Raw genomic sequence first — 18,410 nt, 5'->3', positions numbered from 1 at the left:
TTTTTTGTTTAATGTTTAAAGTTGCCGATACTACTTCAAATCCAATATTTTCTTCATAGTAACAGATTTATTAACGCTTTCTTTCCATTCTTTTTCAGGAATACTGTCCTTTGTAATACCACAACCCATGTATAAATGCGCTTGGGTCAATGAAAGTTCCGAATCAACTTTTATTTGCATGCATCGTAAATTCACATACAAATCTGATTTTATTTCTCCTTTATTAAATCCTTCCTTGTTTAATTCGCCTAAAAAACCGGTATAATATTCTCGATCATAACCTTCATGTTCCAAAATAAAATTTTTAGCAACCTCTTTTGGTAATCCACATACGGCGGGCGTTGGATGCAAAGCGGAAACGACTTCTTTCAAACTTGAATTCTTATTAATCACCCCTTCAATATCTGTTTTAATGTGTGCTAATGTCCCCGCTTGCGCAGTGTAAGGACTAGAAACGGAAACCTCTGAAGTCAAATCCTTTAAATTATTCAATATAAAATCGGTAACAAACTGTTGCTCTTCCATTTCCTTTTTCTCCCAAACAACTTCTTCGGTACCCTGAAGCTTTTGAGTTCCAGCTAATGACATTGTGTGAAAATTATTCGTATTAGCCTTGAGTAATCGCTCCGGTGTGGCGCCCATCCATAAACCTATTTTTGGATGAAACCAGCAATAGCAAAAAGCAGTCGGATAATTTTGAATTAATTTTTCGAAAATTGAAACTAAATCAAAATTTGACAAACCAACGATTTCTTTTCGGGACAAAACCACTTTTTTAAAAGTCCCTTTTGCAATAGCATAAATTCCTTTTTGGACCAGCTTTTCAAAATGTTCTTTCGCATGAATATCTTCAGAATCTTCGAAATCCGAATCCTCATTTTCCTGAGAAGAAGTTATCAAGGCTTCCCATTTTACCGATTGATTTCTAGGAATCAGAATCATCTGGTTGCCTTCAAAAGGTGCGAAAACAAACCCACTCTCTTCAAAATTCTCAGCAAAATACAAGTGATCATTATTCTGAAAAAATCCTGTTAATTTGATGTTGTTTGGTTTTTTGTACAATACAAAAGGTAAATTTTGAGCTTTTTGTTGCTTTACTTTTATAAAAAAATCAATCATATTTAATGTGTTAAATATAAATTTCATTAAAACTCTGGGTGTTATTAATCCCTTGAATGTATTAAAACCATTTTAATCATTTTTACCTGAAACTGTTTCTTTGGCTTTTGCTACAATTAAATCCAATTATTTATTTTCGCTTTTTCTTTTTGGTAAAACCATATTCGTAAGCTTGCAAAGCGAAATTAGACTATTGTTTTCATCCGTAATCCTTATTTCCCAAAGATGAATACTTCGGCCCTTATGAACAATCTTAGCGGTTGCCGTTACAATTCCGTCTCGTTTTGCTTTTAAATGATTGGCTGAAATTTCAATTCCGCGCACTTCGCTTAGTTCAGAATTTACATAAAGCATGGAAGCTGCGCTGCCCACACTTTCTGCTAAAGCCACCGAAGCACCGCCATGTAATAATCCCATCGGTTGATGCACGGAAGGATTAACAGGCATAGTAGCAACCAGAAAATCTTCTCCTGCATCAGTATATTCAATATTCAGAGTTTGCATTAAGGTGTTTTTAGAAACGTGATTGCAATATTGGAGTATTTTTTCTTTATCGAATGTCATATTATATACTTTTAAAATGTAAAAATAATTAAAAGATAAGTCACAAAACAGTAATTACAATTGTTATTCTGATTTCGAAAATAGATTTTTCCTATTTTTACAAAAAAATATAACTAAATGCGTCTCAAAATAGTACTGTTTTTTATTGGAATCATAATGACTATCTGTTCCTGCCGTTCTGATTTTGAGACTGTAGCAAGTACTGGTGATTTAGAATTTTTCAAGGACACGATTTATCTTGACACTGTTTTCTCCAACATTGGTTCCAGCACGTACCGACTCAAAGTATACAATAAAAGCAAAAATGACATTACGATTCCAAGCATTAAATTAGGGAAAGGTTTGAGTTCTAAATACCGAATATCCGTTGACGGAATGCAAGGAACAGACGGTAAAATTTTCAATAATGTCGATCTTCTAGCTAAAGACAGTTTGTATATTTTCATAGAAACTACTGCAAATATTGCTGATGCCAACCCAAGCGATTTTTTATACACCGATCAAATTCAGTTTGACAGTGGCGAAAACCTACAAAATGTTGAACTGGTAACGCTAATTCAAGACGCTATTTTCCTGTATCCAAAGCGTTTTGCTGACGGAACCACTGAAACACTTCCTATTGGAAACGAAAAAATTGATGGCTTTTATCTGGATGAAAATGATCCTGTCAATGGGAACGAATTGCAGTTTACCAATGACAAACCGTATGTAATTTATGGCTACGCAGCAGTTCCTTCGAATAAAATAGCCACTTTTGAAGCAGGAACTAGAGTACATTTCCATGCGAATTCAGGACTTATTGTAGCCAATAATGCTTCGATACATATTAATGGAACACTGTCACCAACGGATAAACTAGAAAACGAAGTCATTTTTGAAGGCGACCGTTTAGAACCTGATTTTTCAGATGTGCCGGGACAATGGGGCGCCATTTGGCTGACTGATGGTAGCACGAATAATACCTTGAATCACCTCACTATTAAAAACGCAACGATTGGATTGTTAGTTCAAAACAATGATGGCACAACAGTTTCTATAAAAAACACCCAAATCTATAACAGTAGCAACTACGGAATTTTAGCGCAGACTGCAAAAATAAGCGGAGAAAATGTAGTCATTAATAATGCTGGATTAGCAAGTTTAGCCTGTACATATGGCGGAAATTACAAGTTTACCCATTGCACTTTCAATAACAACTGGAACAGCTCACAACAAGTGGCCGTTTTAATCAGCAATTATATTTTGGGAGCAATTCCGGAAGCGAAAGATTTGACCGCAGCCACGTTTAACAATTGCATTATCTATGGTTCTTATTCAAACGAAATGAGTTTGACCAAAAAAACAGGAGCCACTTTTGAATACCAATTCAACAATTGCCTGATTAAATTTGATACCGAATCTAACCAATTCGCAACGAATCCTGATTATCAATTTAATACGGATACAGCACATTACAACGCGATACTTTTGAACAAGGATCCAAAATTCTTCAATCTTTCACAGAATAAATTTAATATCGATGAAACGTCCGCCGCTTTCGCAAAAGGGAATTCGGCGTATCTGATTCCACTTGATATTACAGGAAATACGAGAACTTTACCGCCAGATTTAGGTGCGTACCAAAACAAAGCTTTTCAAAAATAAACCGCTCTGAATTAAGCCATATTATACACTTAAAAGGTTAATTCCAATAATAAAATTGGCTTACAACATACTATATATAAACCAGTTGGATGTAATTCAATTTGTTTAATTTTTAAACCACATAGAAACATAGATTTTAAAATTTTTGGGAGGCGTTTCACTTTTTTAGATAAAGCCATAGCTATGTAAACACAAGACCCGAGCGATAGCGAACAGGCGAAGCAATTGGGCTATCCGGCTCTTTTTTCTATGTTTCTATGTGGTTCATTTTTTTTATGAGATTAATTGAAATTTTTATTAATTACACACAACGGATGATGTTAATAATAATGTTAAGAAAATCTTAATTATATTCACAATTTCTTAACATAAACGATATTAAAAGTTATAAATTTGCATCAGTTCAGTATTTTTAAAATTTAAAAATAAAGTTTTAAAATTTGAAATTAACCCCAATAACCAAAACAAATTTAAATTATGAAGAAAATCTACTCTGCCTTATTATTGTTATTCGTCACAGTCGGTATCGCCCAAATCCCGAATACTTATTATACAACCGCCACAGGAACTGGCTACACATTAAAAACACAACTTTATAACATTATAAAAGGGCACACTGACAAAGGATATTCCGGATTGTACACAACTTACCAAACATCTGACCGTGATTACTACTATGAAAATGATGCTACAATATTAGACATGTATTCCGAAAAACCCACAGGAACAGATCCTTATAGTTACTCGGCAGGAACAACACAAAGATGCGGAACCTATAGTGTAGAGGGTGATTGCTACAACAGAGAACACATTATTCCACAATCAACTTTCAATTCTGCAGCACCAATGGTCTCTGATGCGCATTTTATCACGCCAACTGACGGAAAAGTAAACGGACAACGTTCTAATTATCCACATGGACCGGTGACTACAGCAACTTGGACCTCCTTGAACGGAAGTAAACTTGGATCAAGTACAACTTCTGGTTATTCTGGGCCTATTTTTGAACCTATCAATGAATTCAAAGGCGACATTGCACGCATGTACTTTTATTTTGCAACACGTTACGAGAATACTGTAGCCGGTTATTCCTATGCAATGTTTAATGGCACAAGTAATCAAGTTTTCACTATAGCTTTTTTAAACTTATTGATAACATGGCACAATCAAGACCCTGTGAGTTCTAGAGAAATTGCTCGTAACAATGCCATATACGCCATCCAAAACAATAGAAATCCTTATATTGATCACCCTGAATACGTTCAGGCAATATGGAATCCAACTGCTGATGCACAAGCCCCTACAGCTCCCGCAAATTTAGTATCATCCGCAAAAACAACTACTACAATTTCGCTTAGTTGGACAGCTTCAACTGACAATACTGCCGTAACTGGCTATAATGTATACATGGATAATGTATTAAAAACAACAGTAACTGGACTTACCACTACTATTACGGGATTAACAGCCGCGACAGCTTACTCTTTTAACGTGAAAGCCAAAGATGCCGCAGGGAATATTTCAGCACCTAGTAACATCCTAAGCGTAACTACTACAGCAAATAGTGCAACTGCAACGGATTTACTATTTTCTGAATATATTGAAGGTTCTTCAAATAATAAAGCGTTGGAAATTTCAAATGCAACTGGTGCAGCAATCAACTTATCGATTTATAGCATCAAAAAACAAACTAATGGATCCGGTGCTTGGAGTACAGGATTACCACTGACGGGAACTTTAACTAATGGTAGTAAATTCACTATCGTAAATAGCCTAATGGCATCTAGTTGTTACACAATAAGTTCTGCAAACATTTCTACATCAGCAACTGAGATGGCTTTTAACGGAAACGATGCTGTAGGTTTATTCAAAAATGGAGTTTTAATTGACATCATAGGCACATTTAACGGCGGAACGGCAAACTTTGCAGCGGATCAAACCCTCCGCAGAAAAGCTACTGTTACTTCTCCAACGACCACTTTCAATAAAACGGCCCAGTGGGATTCCTACACATCAGATACTTGTAACAATTTAGGAAGTCGCATCGTTGCAAAAGCTTCGAAAACAGAAACTGTTTTAGATATCAATGCAATTGTTATTTATCCAAATCCATCCCAGGGAACTTTCTCTGTCAATAATTCGAATAAAATGTATTCTATCGAAATTTATTCTATCATTGGTCAGAAAATTTACAGCGAAGAAAACAGCACCAAATCAGAAATTACGCTGCCAAATAGTGTAAAAGGAACGTATTTGGTTCGAGTGACTATCGATTCAAATTCGGTAATAAAGAAATTAATAATCAACTAATTCAAAAAGCGGCAAATTTGCCGCTTTTTTTTTATGTCTTAGGTAATTATTTACAAGTGATTCTGATGGATTTCGCCACTATTGTTTTACTACAAACTACAGTAATGTAAGTGCTAACTTATAACTAATAAATGAGGCTGCACTATATTTTAATTTCAGTAAAGTACCTCACAAATCTAATTGTTTTATTTGATATTTAATTATTTTGCTGACTGTCTTCTCTTACGGTACTTGTTATGGTATCTTCACTAAAATCTGGTTTTACATAACCTTGCGAGTGGGCTACACTTTTCCCTCGTTTTAAATCTTTATTTTTCTCCACTGATATTTTGAAATTCTCAGGTGTTCCTGATATTTTTAAGTTGAGATAATTTACTTTTTTATTGGGATCTTTATAAATAATTTCATCCTCCTGATTTACATCTACAGCTTCTTTTTTTCTTCCAAAAAGCTTTTGAAATGCAACGCCAGTAACCATTTTTAGTGGAATGCGTAAATAATATTCCATGTTCATATTCATGTCTTGACTTCCTGATAATTCAATAAAACCCAGAGATGAATTAACCAACATATTAGGCAAAATTAATTTTCCGTTTTGTAACTGTAAGCGATTTTCAAGTTTATCAAAGAGGATTTTTGTTAGATTTTTGTCTTTAAAAAAACTTGCCATAGCCTGCATCGGACCAAAATTGTCCAATCTGCCGTTATCAATGGCAACATCCATCGTTAGGGTAGATTCATCAATTTTAGGTGTTAAATCAGTGTGCAATGCTATTTTACCTGTAATTTTACCTGTAAAAAGTCCATGTACATTCTCTGAAACCATTTTGTCCTGTCCAAAGTTATCAAACTTAAATAATACCTCATCTAAGTTTACTTTTTGAATGTTTAAACTAGGATTTATATAGATGTTTTTAGGGTCTGAACCGTTTAAATATCCCTTGCTACTCACTTTTCCACCCGCAGCATTAAATTGTAAATTATCAAAAACTACAGTGTGATTTTCTTTCATTCGCATACGCGCCTGCAACGATTTTACCACATATTTATGGTAATTTAAATGATTGATGCTTGCATTAACTTTTATATTTCTAAATGGAAGTTCAAACAAATTAAAACCACTATCATGATCAACTTTTTTCTCTGAATTTGTTGGCGATTCTTGGTAACGCAATAGTTCATCAAAATCTAAATAAGAAGATTGAAAATTTAAGAAATCACCTTGCTTTTTATAAGACTCATTTTTCTTCAAATGATACTTTCCGCTTACCAGAAAATTACTTTTACCTATTTTTCCAGAGATTGTATTCAACGTTAAAACATCCTTTTCGGCATGAACATTTCCTTTAAACTGTTCGAACTTTATAGGATGAATTTTCATCTTTCCTTTAAATTCATCTAGATAAAAATCAGTTGATTGTAACGAATCTTTATAATGTAGTGCTACCCTGCCGTGTAATTTTAATTGTTTGATATCTTCGTTTCTGTACTCCTTTGGTACAAAATTTTCTCCCTTGTATGTAAACAAATCTTTGAAATGTATTTCATTTGATGTTAAATCAAATTCCATTTGGGTATCTCCTATTTTTTTGTCTGCAAGCCATAAATTGTAGTTTTTAATCTTACCCTCAAAGTTAAAATCGGTTGCATCTATCGCTCCATAAAATTTAGAAACAATGATTTCGCTTTCTGTTATTTTCAGGCTACCGTCAAAATCGTGAAAAGCATGCGGATACTGCTCTAATTTACCATAAAAATCTTGAATGCGATAATTCCCTACTGGCAATGATTTTGATTGTAAGAAGGTATTAGCCGCGCCTTTAAAAGCAAGGTCTACTTTTAAATTTCTAATTTTTTCATCAAAAGGTTTCTTTTTGACGGTATCATTAGCAGTAAGCTCTTTAAAATCTAATAATTTTGATTTGATATGAACTTCTGAAACCACTTCGCCTGCAGTTTGATGAATAATTGCTGGGACATTATTAATTTTTCCGCTCCACTCTAAATCTGATTTCCCGAGTTGCAAACGGCAGTACTCCATTTTAAAATCATTCCCATCCATAGTTGCTTTCAAGTTCAAATTCTTTACTGGCAAATGGTAACTATCTGATTTAAAATTCAAATTGGTCACTAACAATTCTGAAAAATAAGCTTGATTTAGTTTCTCCAAACTTCGTTCTGGATGCGCTAGATCAATGATATCATGAAACTTCATGCTGAGTTTTACATTCCCAGTTAAATTGGACAAATCATTCAGATTAAAAAATTTCGATAAAAATTGCAAATCAAAATCTGAATCTAATTTTAAATCAATTTCGGGAGAGATAAAATTAACTACTTTTAAATTTCCTTTAAAACGACCTGCTTCGGGCTTAGCCGAAAAATCATTGAGATAAAAAGCACTAGTTTCCAGATTCCTTTTAACGCCATTTGTAAAATACGCGTTGAATGCCATTTCGTCTAGTTTTTTATCAGTGACTGTATTATCAAAAAAACCATTTTTGCAACCAAATTTAGCTTCAACAGCTGGAAGATTACCATTAGCTGATTTCCCTTTTACAGTTGCTAAAAAGAAAATTTCGCCTTGATTATCGTATTTTTTCAAGGAGGGAATCAAGTCTTCTGGAGCAAACGCAATTAACAAATCAAAATTAGGTTTCTTACCCGAGAATTCAAGATTCATGTTAAAATCATCATCTACATCAATGCTGCCTTTGGCACCAAAAAGTCCGTTTTCAAGTTGCACCGTCGAAGGTTCAAAAAATAATAAATGTGTTTTTTTATGAAAAGATAACTCGGTACTTACTTCAAAATGTTTATTTTTTACAAATGTAGTGTCTTCGTTTTTCATAATATTTAAAACAAGCGCCGCATTTAAACCCATTTTTATGTAGGTTTCGTCTTTTTTAAATTGCGTTTCAGCATTATCAAAAAAGGTTTGAACAACTAACGAATCTGCTAAATTTGTTTTTACAACAGTAACATTCTTAATTTTTACTTTTTGCAAATCAAAATGAAATTCTTCTTCTAGGTCATCAACTTTTTTAGTTGGTTCAAAAGCTTTTACAATATTAAAAGTGTTATCTAAATACTGTTTGATGTCAATTTTTCCATTTGCTAATTTTATAGTTTTAACATCATACGTACCTTGAATAATAGTCCATAAATCAAATCCTACGTAAATATCCTTTAAATTTATAACCGGTTTTTCACCAGGATTTTTTGTTTCAAAAACCTGAAAATCCTGTATATCAATAGATATGTAAGGAAAATTTTCAAAAGGTGAAATTTTAGTTCCTGACAAGGCTATTTTGCCTTTAAAGTCTTGATTGGCTTTACTTATTAAATCTTGAACTATGGCGTCTTTTTTATATGCAATTACTGCAGTGATACTACCAAAAAGTAAGATTGGTATTCCTAGAAACAATCCCAAGATTTTTTTCCAATTCATATTTTTAAAAATTGATTGCAAAGCCATATTTATCTATTAATGATTTTAAAAAATTACGAGGAAACTATCTTTGAGTAGTAGCTATAATCCTGAATTGTATCCTATCAGTAGCAAAAATAATTAAATAAAGCATCTTAACCTAAAAATGCTTTGCTACTTAGGGACCTCTTGCGCTAAAAATGAAGCACTATTAAGTTTTTAATTTCATTCTTTTGCCGCTCTAAAAATTTTAAAATTTTAAAACAAGAATTTTCATTAAATGACCTTAAAGAGAATTAACTTTTTTTCAATCTTTCCCTACTTGCTTCTAAAAAAGTTAATCTCCGAAGCAGTTATTAAATGATTGCCTCAATAGAAAAATTACAGGATTATAATTACAAGTAAAAAGGAACTTTATTTATGCTAAAATTTAATCTTAATTGACTAAATTTGCACCGCAATACAACAAACTACACAACAATGATCCATTTCTTTGAAAACCAAAGCAAAACTGTTTTTGCCGTACAAACGCAAAACGCATTGAGCGAAGTCGAAATTTCGGCTCAAGACATTTCAAAACTTAACTGGCTTTTTGCCGACTCAAATAAAATAGAAAAATCCGTACTGACGGATTTTTTTGTTGGTCCTCGCGCCACTATGATAACGCCTTGGAGCACTAATGCTGTGGAAATCACCCAAAACATGGGAATATCCGGCATCATTAGAATTGAAGAATTTCATAAAGCAACAGCTGATTTTTCGGAGTTTGATCCGATGCTTTCGCAAAAATACACAGAGTTAAATCAAGATATTTTTACTATCAACGTACTTCCGGAAGCCATTTTGGACATCGATGATATCGCTGCTTACAACCAAAAAGAAGGATTGTCTTTGAGTCCCGAAGAAGTAGAATATTTAGATAATTTAGCGATTAAATTAGGGCGAAAACTAACAGATTCTGAGATTTTTGGTTTTTCACAAGCCAATTCAGAACACTGTCGTCACAAGATTTTCAACGGAAAATTTATAATTGACGGAGTAGAAAAAGAATCTTCTTTGTTCAAATTAATCAAGAAAACATCTCAGGAAAACCCGAACGATATTGTTTCTGCTTACAAGGACAACGTTGCTTTTGTAAAAGGGCCACGAGTACAACAATTTGCACCAAAAAGTGCTGACAAACCCGATTTTTATGAAGTAAAAGAATTTGATTCGGTTATTTCATTAAAAGCAGAAACACATAATTTCCCAACAACGGTAGAACCTTTCAACGGAGCTGCAACTGGTTCTGGTGGAGAAATCCGTGACCGTTTAGCAGGTGGACAAGGTTCTTTGCCAATGGCAGGAACGGCTGTTTACATGACTTCATATTCTCGTTTAGCCGAAAACAGACCGTGGGAAAATGGTATGACCGAAAGAAAATGGTTGTATCAAACGCCAATGGATATTTTGATCAAAGCGTCAAACGGAGCTTCTGATTTTGGAAATAAATTTGGACAACCTTTAATTACAGGTTCTATCCTGACTTTCGAACACGAAGAAGACGCTCGCAAACTAGGTTTCGACAAAGTGATTATGCAAGCGGGTGGAATTGGTTACGGGAAATTAGACCAAGCGATTAAGAAAAAACCACAAACAGGTGATAAAATTGTTATCCTTGGTGGTGAAAATTATAGAATTGGAATGGGTGGAGCTGCAGTTTCTTCAGCAGATACCGGAGCTTTCAGTTCAGGAATTGAATTGAATGCCGTTCAACGTTCGAACCCGGAAATGCAAAAACGTGCTGCCAATGCCATTCGCGGTTTGGTAGAAAGTGATATCAATCCAATTGTTTCGATTCACGATCACGGAGCTGGAGGACACTTAAACTGCCTTTCGGAATTGGTGGAAGAAACGGGCGGATTAATTGATTTAGACAAATTGCCAGTGGGAGATCCTACCCTTTCGGCTAAAGAAATAATTGGTAACGAATCTCAAGAACGAATGGGGTTGGTTATAGCCAAAGAAAACATCGATTTATTGCAAAAAATTGCTGACCGTGAACGTTCTCCAATGTACCAAGTAGGAGACGTTACCGGAGATCACCGTTTTACTTTCCAATCAAAATCAACTGGCGCGAAACCAATGGATTTTGCCTTGGAAGACTTTTTTGGAAGTTCTCCAAAAGTGGTTATGACAGACAAAACAATCGAAAGAAACTATACTGATTTAGTATACGACAAGAAAAACATTTCTACCTACTTAGAGCAAGTACTTCAACTGGAAGCGGTTGCTTGTAAAGACTGGTTGACCAATAAAGTAGACCGTTGTGTGGGTGGTAAAGTGGCCAAACAACAATGTGCAGGCCCATTGCAATTGCCATTGAATAATTGTGGTGTTATGGCCTTGGATTACCAAGGAATAGAGGGAATTGCAACTTCAATTGGGCACTCGCCTATTGCTTCATTAATTGATCCGGTGGCAGGAACAAGAACTGCTATTGCTGAATCTTTATCAAACATTGTTTGGGCTCCAATAAAAGATGGTTTAGATGGAATTTCTCTTTCTGCCAACTGGATGTGGGCGTGTAAAAACGAAGGGGAAGACGCTCGTTTATACGCTGCAGTGGAAGCTTGTTCCGATTTTGCAATCGAATTGGGAATCAATATTCCAACTGGAAAAGATTCACTTTCAATGAAACAAAAATATCCAAATGACGAAGTAATCGCACCAGGAACGGTAATAATTTCAGCAGGAGGAAATTGTACCGATATTAGAAAAGTAGTAGAGCCTGTTTTACAAAAAGATGGCGGTTCTATTTATTACATCAATTTATCGCAAGATGATTTCAATTTAGGTGGTTCTTCGTTTGCACAAACGCTGAATACTATCGGAAAAGAAGTGCCAACAATTAAAGACGCTGCATTTTTCAAAAGAGCCTTCAATACGATTCAAGAATTAATTTTAGAAAACAATATCCTTGCCGGACACGATATAGGAAGTGGTGGTTTGATTACTACTTTATTAGAAATGTGTTTTGCCGATGTGAATTTGGGAGCAAAAATAGATTTCTCTACCGAAGCATCGGGATTCGAAGAAAAAGATTTGATAAAAATTCTGTTCTCTGAAAACATTGGACTTGTTATTCAAGCAAAATCGGATGATGAAGTGGAATCCAAATTAAACGCAAATAATGTTTCTTTCTATAAAATAGGAACTGCTACGAATGAAGCAACTTTAGACCTTGGACTTTCGACTTTTGATATAAAAGAATATAGAGATATTTGGTTTAAAACTTCTTTTTTATTAGACCAAAAACAATCGAAAAACGGAACAGCTCAAGCGCGTTTTGACAATTATAAAAATCAAGCATTACACTGTACTTTCCCAACTCATTTTACAGGAAAAAAACCAGTTATCGACATTTCTCAAGTACGACCAAAAGCAGCTGTTATCCGTGAAAAAGGAAGTAACTCGGAGCGTGAGATGGCAAATGCGATGTACTTAGCCGGTTTTGATGTTAAAGACGTTCACATGACCGATTTGATTTCAGGTCGTGAAACACTGGAAGACATTCAATTCATTGGCGCTGTTGGCGGATTCTCCAATTCAGATGTATTGGGTTCTGCCAAAGGTTGGGCCGGAGCATTTTTATACAATAAAAAAGCAAAAACCGCTTTAGACAATTTCTTCAAGAGAGAAGATACATTATCGGTTGGAATCTGTAATGGTTGTCAATTGTTCATGGAATTGGAAGTGATTAATCCGGAGCATGAAGTTCACGGAAAAATGCTTCATAATGACAGTCATAAACACGAAAGTATTTTTACTTCGGTAACCGTACAGGAAAACAATTCGGTGATGCTTTCTTCATTAGCAGGAAGTACACTTGGAGTTTGGGTTTCACATGGAGAAGGAAAATTCAATTTGCCAATGGGTGAAGAAAATTACAATATTGTTGGGAAGTATGGCTTCGATAGCTATCCTGCAAATCCAAACGGTTCAGATTACAATACAGCAATGCTATGTGATACAACAGGAAGGCATTTAGTGATGATGCCACATATTGAGCGTTCTACATTTCAATGGAACTGGGCACATTATCCAAAAGATAGAAACGATGAAGTTTCGCCTTGGCATGAAGCTTTTGTCAATGCCAAAAAATGGATTGATAAAAAATAAGTTATTGTATAAATTTAAAAAAGCGTTCTTGAAAAAGAGCGCTTTTTTTATGACAAAAAATTGAAAAATTTTAAAAACAAAAGGAAAAAAATTAATAGACATAAAATCTATAATGCAACCTAACGTTTAGCCTCAACCATATGGTCTTTAAAATCACTATTTGTTCTTGCAAAATATATCTACCAATAATAAATTTTTGTGTTTAATTTCAAACATTCAAAATCTTCTCTTTACTTTATTGCGAACAAATATTTTAAGGAATTTAGCTCATTTTTGAACTTGTCTTAACAATATAAAATATTTGTTAGCAATTTAGTTTTCTCTAATAAAATTATTTACTTCAAGTGAAGCAATTACAATAATCCTAAATTTATTTTTTTAGAATAGAGCCTGTAAAACCTTGTTGGTTAAACAGACCCTCTAATGATTAAATTTCTAAAAAGGAACGTCGCTGTCATCATCCGGATCATTCAAATTACTACCAAAAGCATCATTGGCAGATGGTAAATTTTTAGTGATAAAAGGGTTATCATCCTGATTCATACTGGATGGTAAATCATCATATCCGCCGCTGTAATCTTCCAGATTATCAAATTTTCCTAAATGCCCTATAAACTTCAATCGCACGTTTTCAATACTACCATTACGGTGTTTCGCAATCATTATTTCTGCCTGGCCCGCAGTTGGTGAGGCTTCATCATCATCCCATTCGTCAATTTTGTAATATTCAGGACGGTATAAAAAAGATACAATATCGGCATCTTGCTCAATCGCTCCCGATTCACGTAAATCAGATAATAAAGGCCTTTTGCTGGATCCACGCGTTTCTACCGCACGCGACAATTGCGAAAGCGCGATAACAGGAACGTTTAATTCCTTTGCCAATGCTTTCAAGTTTCGGGAAATCGTTGAAATCTCCTGCTCTCTATTTCCTCCACCTTTTCCGTTTCCTCCAGCCGTCATCAATTGCAAATAATCGACAATAATGATTCGGATACCGTGTTGCGAAACCAAACGTCTCGCTTTTGCCCGTAAATCAAAAATCGATAACGAAGGTGTATCATCAATAAATAATGGTGCTTTTTCTAAATTTTTAACTTTAGTACTTAACTGTTCCCATTCGTGTTTTTCTAATTTTCCGGTACGCAACTTTTCTGATGACAAACCTGTTTCCGAAGAAATCAAACGGGTGATTAACTGAACGGATGCCATCTCCAAAGAGAATAATGCAACTGGCATCCCAAAATCAATTGCCATATTTCTAGCCATTGATAATACGAATGCGGTCTTACCCATGGCGGGTCTTGCTGCAATAATAATTAAATCACTCGGTTGCCAACCAGAAGTAATCTTATCTAATTTATCAAAACCAGTGGCAACACCACTCAATCCTTCTTGACCGGCGATTTCCTCAATTCGTTTTTTGGCTTGCAAAACTAAACTCTGCGCCGTCTCCGAGCTTCGTTTGATATTTCCTTGAGTAACCTCGTATAATTTAGATTCGGCTCTGTCTAATAAATCAAAAACATCTGTAGTTTCATCGTACGAATCTTCAATAATTTCTGTTGAAATCCGAATCAAACTGCGTTGAATAAATTTTTGAAGTATGATTCTGGAGTGAAATTCAATGTGTGCAGAAGAGGATATCTTTTGCGTAAGCTGAATTAAGTAAAAATCACCGCCTGCCAATTCTAATTTGGCATTTTTCTTAAGCTGAGCAGAAACGGTTAATAAGTCAATAGGCTGCGTTTCTGTAAACAGTTGCACGATAGCCTCAAAAATATGTTTGTGTGCTTCTTTATAAAAAGCATCAGGCTGAAGAATGTCAATTACATCATCAACCCCTTTTTTATCAATCATCATGGCACCCAGCACAGCCTCTTCTAAATCGAGAACCTGCGGTTGCAATTTTCCTTTTTCAAGGCTTATAATAGTAGTTTTATCAACCTTAACAGGATTAATATTTCTGAAGTTTTCCATAGAGCGAAAGTAGCAAAAATTAAAAAAAAATCGGTAATGAGTTGTTACAAATAAATGTTCATAAGTAACTATTTTTTGTTTATAACCCAAAAAAAATCCGTCTCATTCTACGTTTTAGGATGAGACGGATTAAATAGTTTCTTGTAAGATTTTACTCTTTATATTCGCCCATTTTGCTGTATTTATCCATCCTTTGGGCAATTAACTGTTCTGTTGATAAGTCTTTCAATTCATTAAAACCTTTCATGATATATTGCTCCACAGTTTTAAAAGCTGTTTCTCGATCATAGTGTGCTCCACCTAAAGGTTCTGGAATAATATCATCTACTAACTTTTGTTTTTTCATGTCAGCAGAAGTCAATTTTAAGGCCTCAGCAGCCTGTTCTTTGTATTCCCAGCTTTTCCATAAAATAGACGAGCATGATTCTGGAGAAATAACGGAATACCAAGTGTTTTCCATCATATAAACTTTGTCACCCACTCCTATTCCTAATGCACCACCAGATGCTCCTTCACCAACAATAACAGTGATAATAGGTACTTTTAAGCGAATCATTTCAAATATGTTTCTGGCTATAGCTTCTCCTTGTCCGCGTTCTTCTGCTTCTAATCCTGGATAAGCTCCCGGAGTGTCAATAAGTGTGACTACTGGAATACCAAATTTTTCAGCCATTTTCATCAAGCGCAACGCTTTTCTATAGCCTTCTGGATTGGCCATTCCAAAATTACGGAACTGACGCATTTTAGTATTGATCCCCTTTTGCTGACCTACAAACATAAACGATTGTCCATTAATTTGCCCTAAACCACCGATCATGGCTTTGTCGTCTTTAAACCCTCTATCTCCAAAAAGCTCAAGAAATGTCCCTTTAGTAAGATTAGTGATATGCTCTAGTACATAAGGCCTGCTAGGATGACGAGATAACTGAACACGCTGCCAAGCAGTCAAATTTTTGTATATATTTCTTTTAGTCTCTTCTAGTTTTTTGTTGATTTGTTTGCAAGTATTCGTTACATCAACATCTGATTCCTGACCTATAACGAGACATTTGTCTAACTGTTCTTCTAGTTCTTTTATTGGAAGCTCAAAATCTAAATATTCCATAGGATTTTTGCGTTTTTGTTTTTATTTCGAACCGCAAATATAAAATTTTAAATCGTTCGAAAAGGTAAATATTCTATTTATGTGTAAAAGTTTGCTTGAACAAAGAAGGCGGTTCTTACTCTGTTTTGACCTTTTGATAGTGTTTAATAGCACCATTCAGGATAACCGTAATGACGATTATCAGTGCACCAATGTAAAATTCAAAACTCATTTTTTCTTTTCCGCCAAGGATGAAATACGCCAATACGATTCCGTAAACCGGCTCTAAATTTGTAGTCAGCATGACCGTGTATGGCGTTAACTTCTGCATTACTTTCACCGATGCAGTAAAAGCATAAGCGGTACAAACCGAGGCTAAAATCAGGATTAAAATCCAATTATTGGAGGTCAATACAAAAAAGTCCAATGTGAATTTTCCTTGAAATAAAAAGTAAATTGAGATGAAACAAACACCCGCCAAAAATTCATAAAACGAGATTACCGAAGGATCGTGATCCGCAATCAATTTTCCGTTCATCAGTGTGAATAATACGCCTAATATGATAGATGCCAAAGCATATAACATTCCGTCAAGGTAGTTGATTTCGACTTTCATAATCAGCGCCAATCCTGCGATTATGATAAGTCCAAAAAAGACTTCGTACCATAAAACCTTCCGACCATAAAAAAGCGGCTCCAAAATAGACGCGAAAAAAGCGCCCAATGAAAAAACCGAAAGTGTTATCGACACATTAGAAACATGTATCGCTTTGAAAAAAAAGATCCAATGTAACGCAATCAATAACCCGACGAAAATCAATTTAAGGAACGACTTTAAAGGAATTTGGAACGATTTTTTCTTAAAAACCAAAAACAGCGCTAAAAAAATAGCTGCAAAAAACATCCGATACCAAACTAAAGCGTCTGCGGTTATGGTGATTAAAGCGCCTAAAATGGCGGTAAAACCCCAAATAAAAACAATCAAATGGAGGTTTAAATAACTTTTTAAATTATCGTTTTGCATTTCGTAGTAAATAAATGGCTAAAATTCCAAAAGCAATATTGGGCAACCAAACGGCTAACATCGGCGGAATACTGGATTTTTCGGCTAATACACCAAAGATTTTATCAAAAAACACAAAGGCAAAAGCCAGTGCAATTCCGATGGCCAGATTCGTTCCCATTCCGCCTCTACGCTTCATCGAAGAAACGGCAACCGCGATAATGGTCAGAATAAATGCCGATACCGGAACACTGTATTTTTTATACAAAACCACTAAGTACACGTTGATATTAGAAGAACCTCTTTCTCTTTCTTTTTCAATAAAAGCATTCAATTTTCCTAAGCTCAACGTTTCCGCAATATATACTACAGGCGTTAAATCCTCTAAATCAAAGGTAAAATCAGCATTCTTTTCCGGCAGCTTTTCAATATTATCATTCAGTTCACCTACCGTTCTTTTCGTGTAATCATACATCGTATAAGTGCTGTCCTTTGCATTCCATTTGATTCTGCTGGCCGTAATTTTATGAACGAGTTTGTCGTTCTTAAATTTTTCCAAGGAGAAATTAAAAGCAATTTTAGATTCCGTATTGAAACTGTTTACATAAATGAATTCATTGTCATTGATCTGGCGATACACATCCGTATTATCACCTCGCATCGCTTCTTTTCCACCTCCTTTTAAGTACGTGTACCTGAAATTATTAAAGCCTTCACTGGCTGCCGGAACAACAAAGAAACCCATTAACAATACAAAAACTGAAACGATGGATGCGCCAATAATATACGGTCGCAAAAAGCGTGTAAATGAAATCCCCGAACTTAAAATAGCAATAATCTCCGTATCGTTCGCCAGTTTTGACGTAAACCAAATCACCGATAGAAACAAAAATATTGGGAAAAGGGAATTGGCAAAATAAACCGTAAAGTTGTAGTAATAAAGAGCAATCTCTAAAAACGGAACTTTATTTTCCAGCATTTTATTGATCTTCTCGGATACATCCACAACGATTCCTATGGGGATAAACAACAACAGCATCACCGCAAATGTGGCTAAATATCTTTTTAGGATGTATTTGTCTATTATTGTTAACATGTTTTAAATTATGAGTTAT

General features: G+C 34.9%; 10 protein-coding genes. 3 read left to right on the top strand and 7 right to left on the bottom strand.

Translation table 11 applies throughout. The annotated features are described in order from the left end of the window. Positions 1–30 precede the first annotated feature (30 nt). Both AC0J6S_RS09235 and AC0J6S_RS09230 read right to left on the bottom strand, forming a co-directional pair. Positions 31–1,119, bottom strand: coding sequence for an isochorismate synthase (locus AC0J6S_RS09235; protein WP_474953544.1), 1,089 nt, complete (start codon positions 1,117–1,119; stop codon positions 31–33). Between the two features lie 126 nt (positions 1,120–1,245). After that, entirely contained in the window at positions 1,246–1,683 is a 438-nt protein-coding gene (locus AC0J6S_RS09230) for a PaaI family thioesterase (protein WP_165152842.1), read from the bottom strand. 117 nt (positions 1,684–1,800) lie between these two features. Here AC0J6S_RS09230 and AC0J6S_RS09225 point away from each other — a divergent pair, with 117 nt between their 5' ends. Together AC0J6S_RS09225 and AC0J6S_RS09220 are read left to right on the top strand one after the other, a co-directional pair. Continuing rightward, a complete protein-coding gene (locus AC0J6S_RS09225; protein WP_474953543.1) occupies positions 1,801–3,327 on the top strand; it encodes a hypothetical protein in 1,527 nt (508 codons plus the stop codon). Between the two features lie 477 nt (positions 3,328–3,804). Beyond that, positions 3,805–5,637 (top strand): endonuclease, encoded by a 1,833-nt coding sequence (locus tag AC0J6S_RS09220; RefSeq protein WP_474953542.1) that lies wholly within the window; start codon positions 3,805–3,807, stop codon positions 5,635–5,637. A 196-nt stretch (positions 5,638–5,833) separates the two neighbouring features. On the opposite strand, the gene AC0J6S_RS09215 is transcribed toward AC0J6S_RS09220, so the two are convergent. Then, entirely contained in the window at positions 5,834–9,088 is a 3,255-nt protein-coding gene (locus AC0J6S_RS09215) for an AsmA family protein (protein WP_474953541.1), read from the bottom strand. 459 nt (positions 9,089–9,547) lie between these two features. Between AC0J6S_RS09215 and purL the strand changes: the two genes are divergently transcribed. Next, positions 9,548–13,228 carry a phosphoribosylformylglycinamidine synthase gene (gene purL, locus AC0J6S_RS09210; RefSeq protein WP_474953540.1) on the top strand — a complete coding sequence of 1,227 codons (3,681 nt, stop codon included), beginning with the start codon at positions 9,548–9,550 and terminating at the stop codon, positions 13,226–13,228. Between the two features lie 435 nt (positions 13,229–13,663). On the opposite strand, the gene dnaB is transcribed toward purL, so the two are convergent. The 4 genes from dnaB to AC0J6S_RS09190 form a co-directional block, all read right to left on the bottom strand. Next, the gene (gene dnaB / locus AC0J6S_RS09205; protein ID WP_073350996.1) at positions 13,664–15,208 is read right to left on the bottom strand and encodes a replicative DNA helicase; all 1,545 of its coding nucleotides are present in this window, start codon (positions 15,206–15,208) and stop codon (positions 13,664–13,666) included. A gap of 151 nt (positions 15,209–15,359) precedes the next feature. Beyond that, complete coding sequence (locus AC0J6S_RS09200) at positions 15,360–16,313, bottom strand: acetyl-CoA carboxylase carboxyltransferase subunit alpha (RefSeq protein ID WP_474953539.1); 954 nt, start codon at positions 16,311–16,313, stop codon at positions 15,360–15,362. Positions 16,314–16,428: 115 nt separating this feature from the next. After that, a complete protein-coding gene (locus tag AC0J6S_RS09195) occupies positions 16,429–17,316 on the bottom strand; it encodes a DMT family transporter (protein WP_474953538.1) in 888 nt (295 codons plus the stop codon). Next, positions 17,303–18,391 carry an LptF/LptG family permease gene (locus AC0J6S_RS09190; protein WP_474953537.1) on the bottom strand — a complete coding sequence of 363 codons (1,089 nt, stop codon included), beginning with the start codon at positions 18,389–18,391 and terminating at the stop codon, positions 17,303–17,305. The genes AC0J6S_RS09195 and AC0J6S_RS09190 overlap by 14 nt, the downstream gene beginning before the upstream one ends. Between the last annotated feature and the right edge of the window lie 19 nt (positions 18,392–18,410).

The organism is Flavobacterium sp. TS_SC_5, assembly GCF_056156265.1.
The sequence above is the reverse complement of the archived record's forward strand: the minus strand, read 5'-3'. Positions and strand labels throughout refer to the sequence as shown.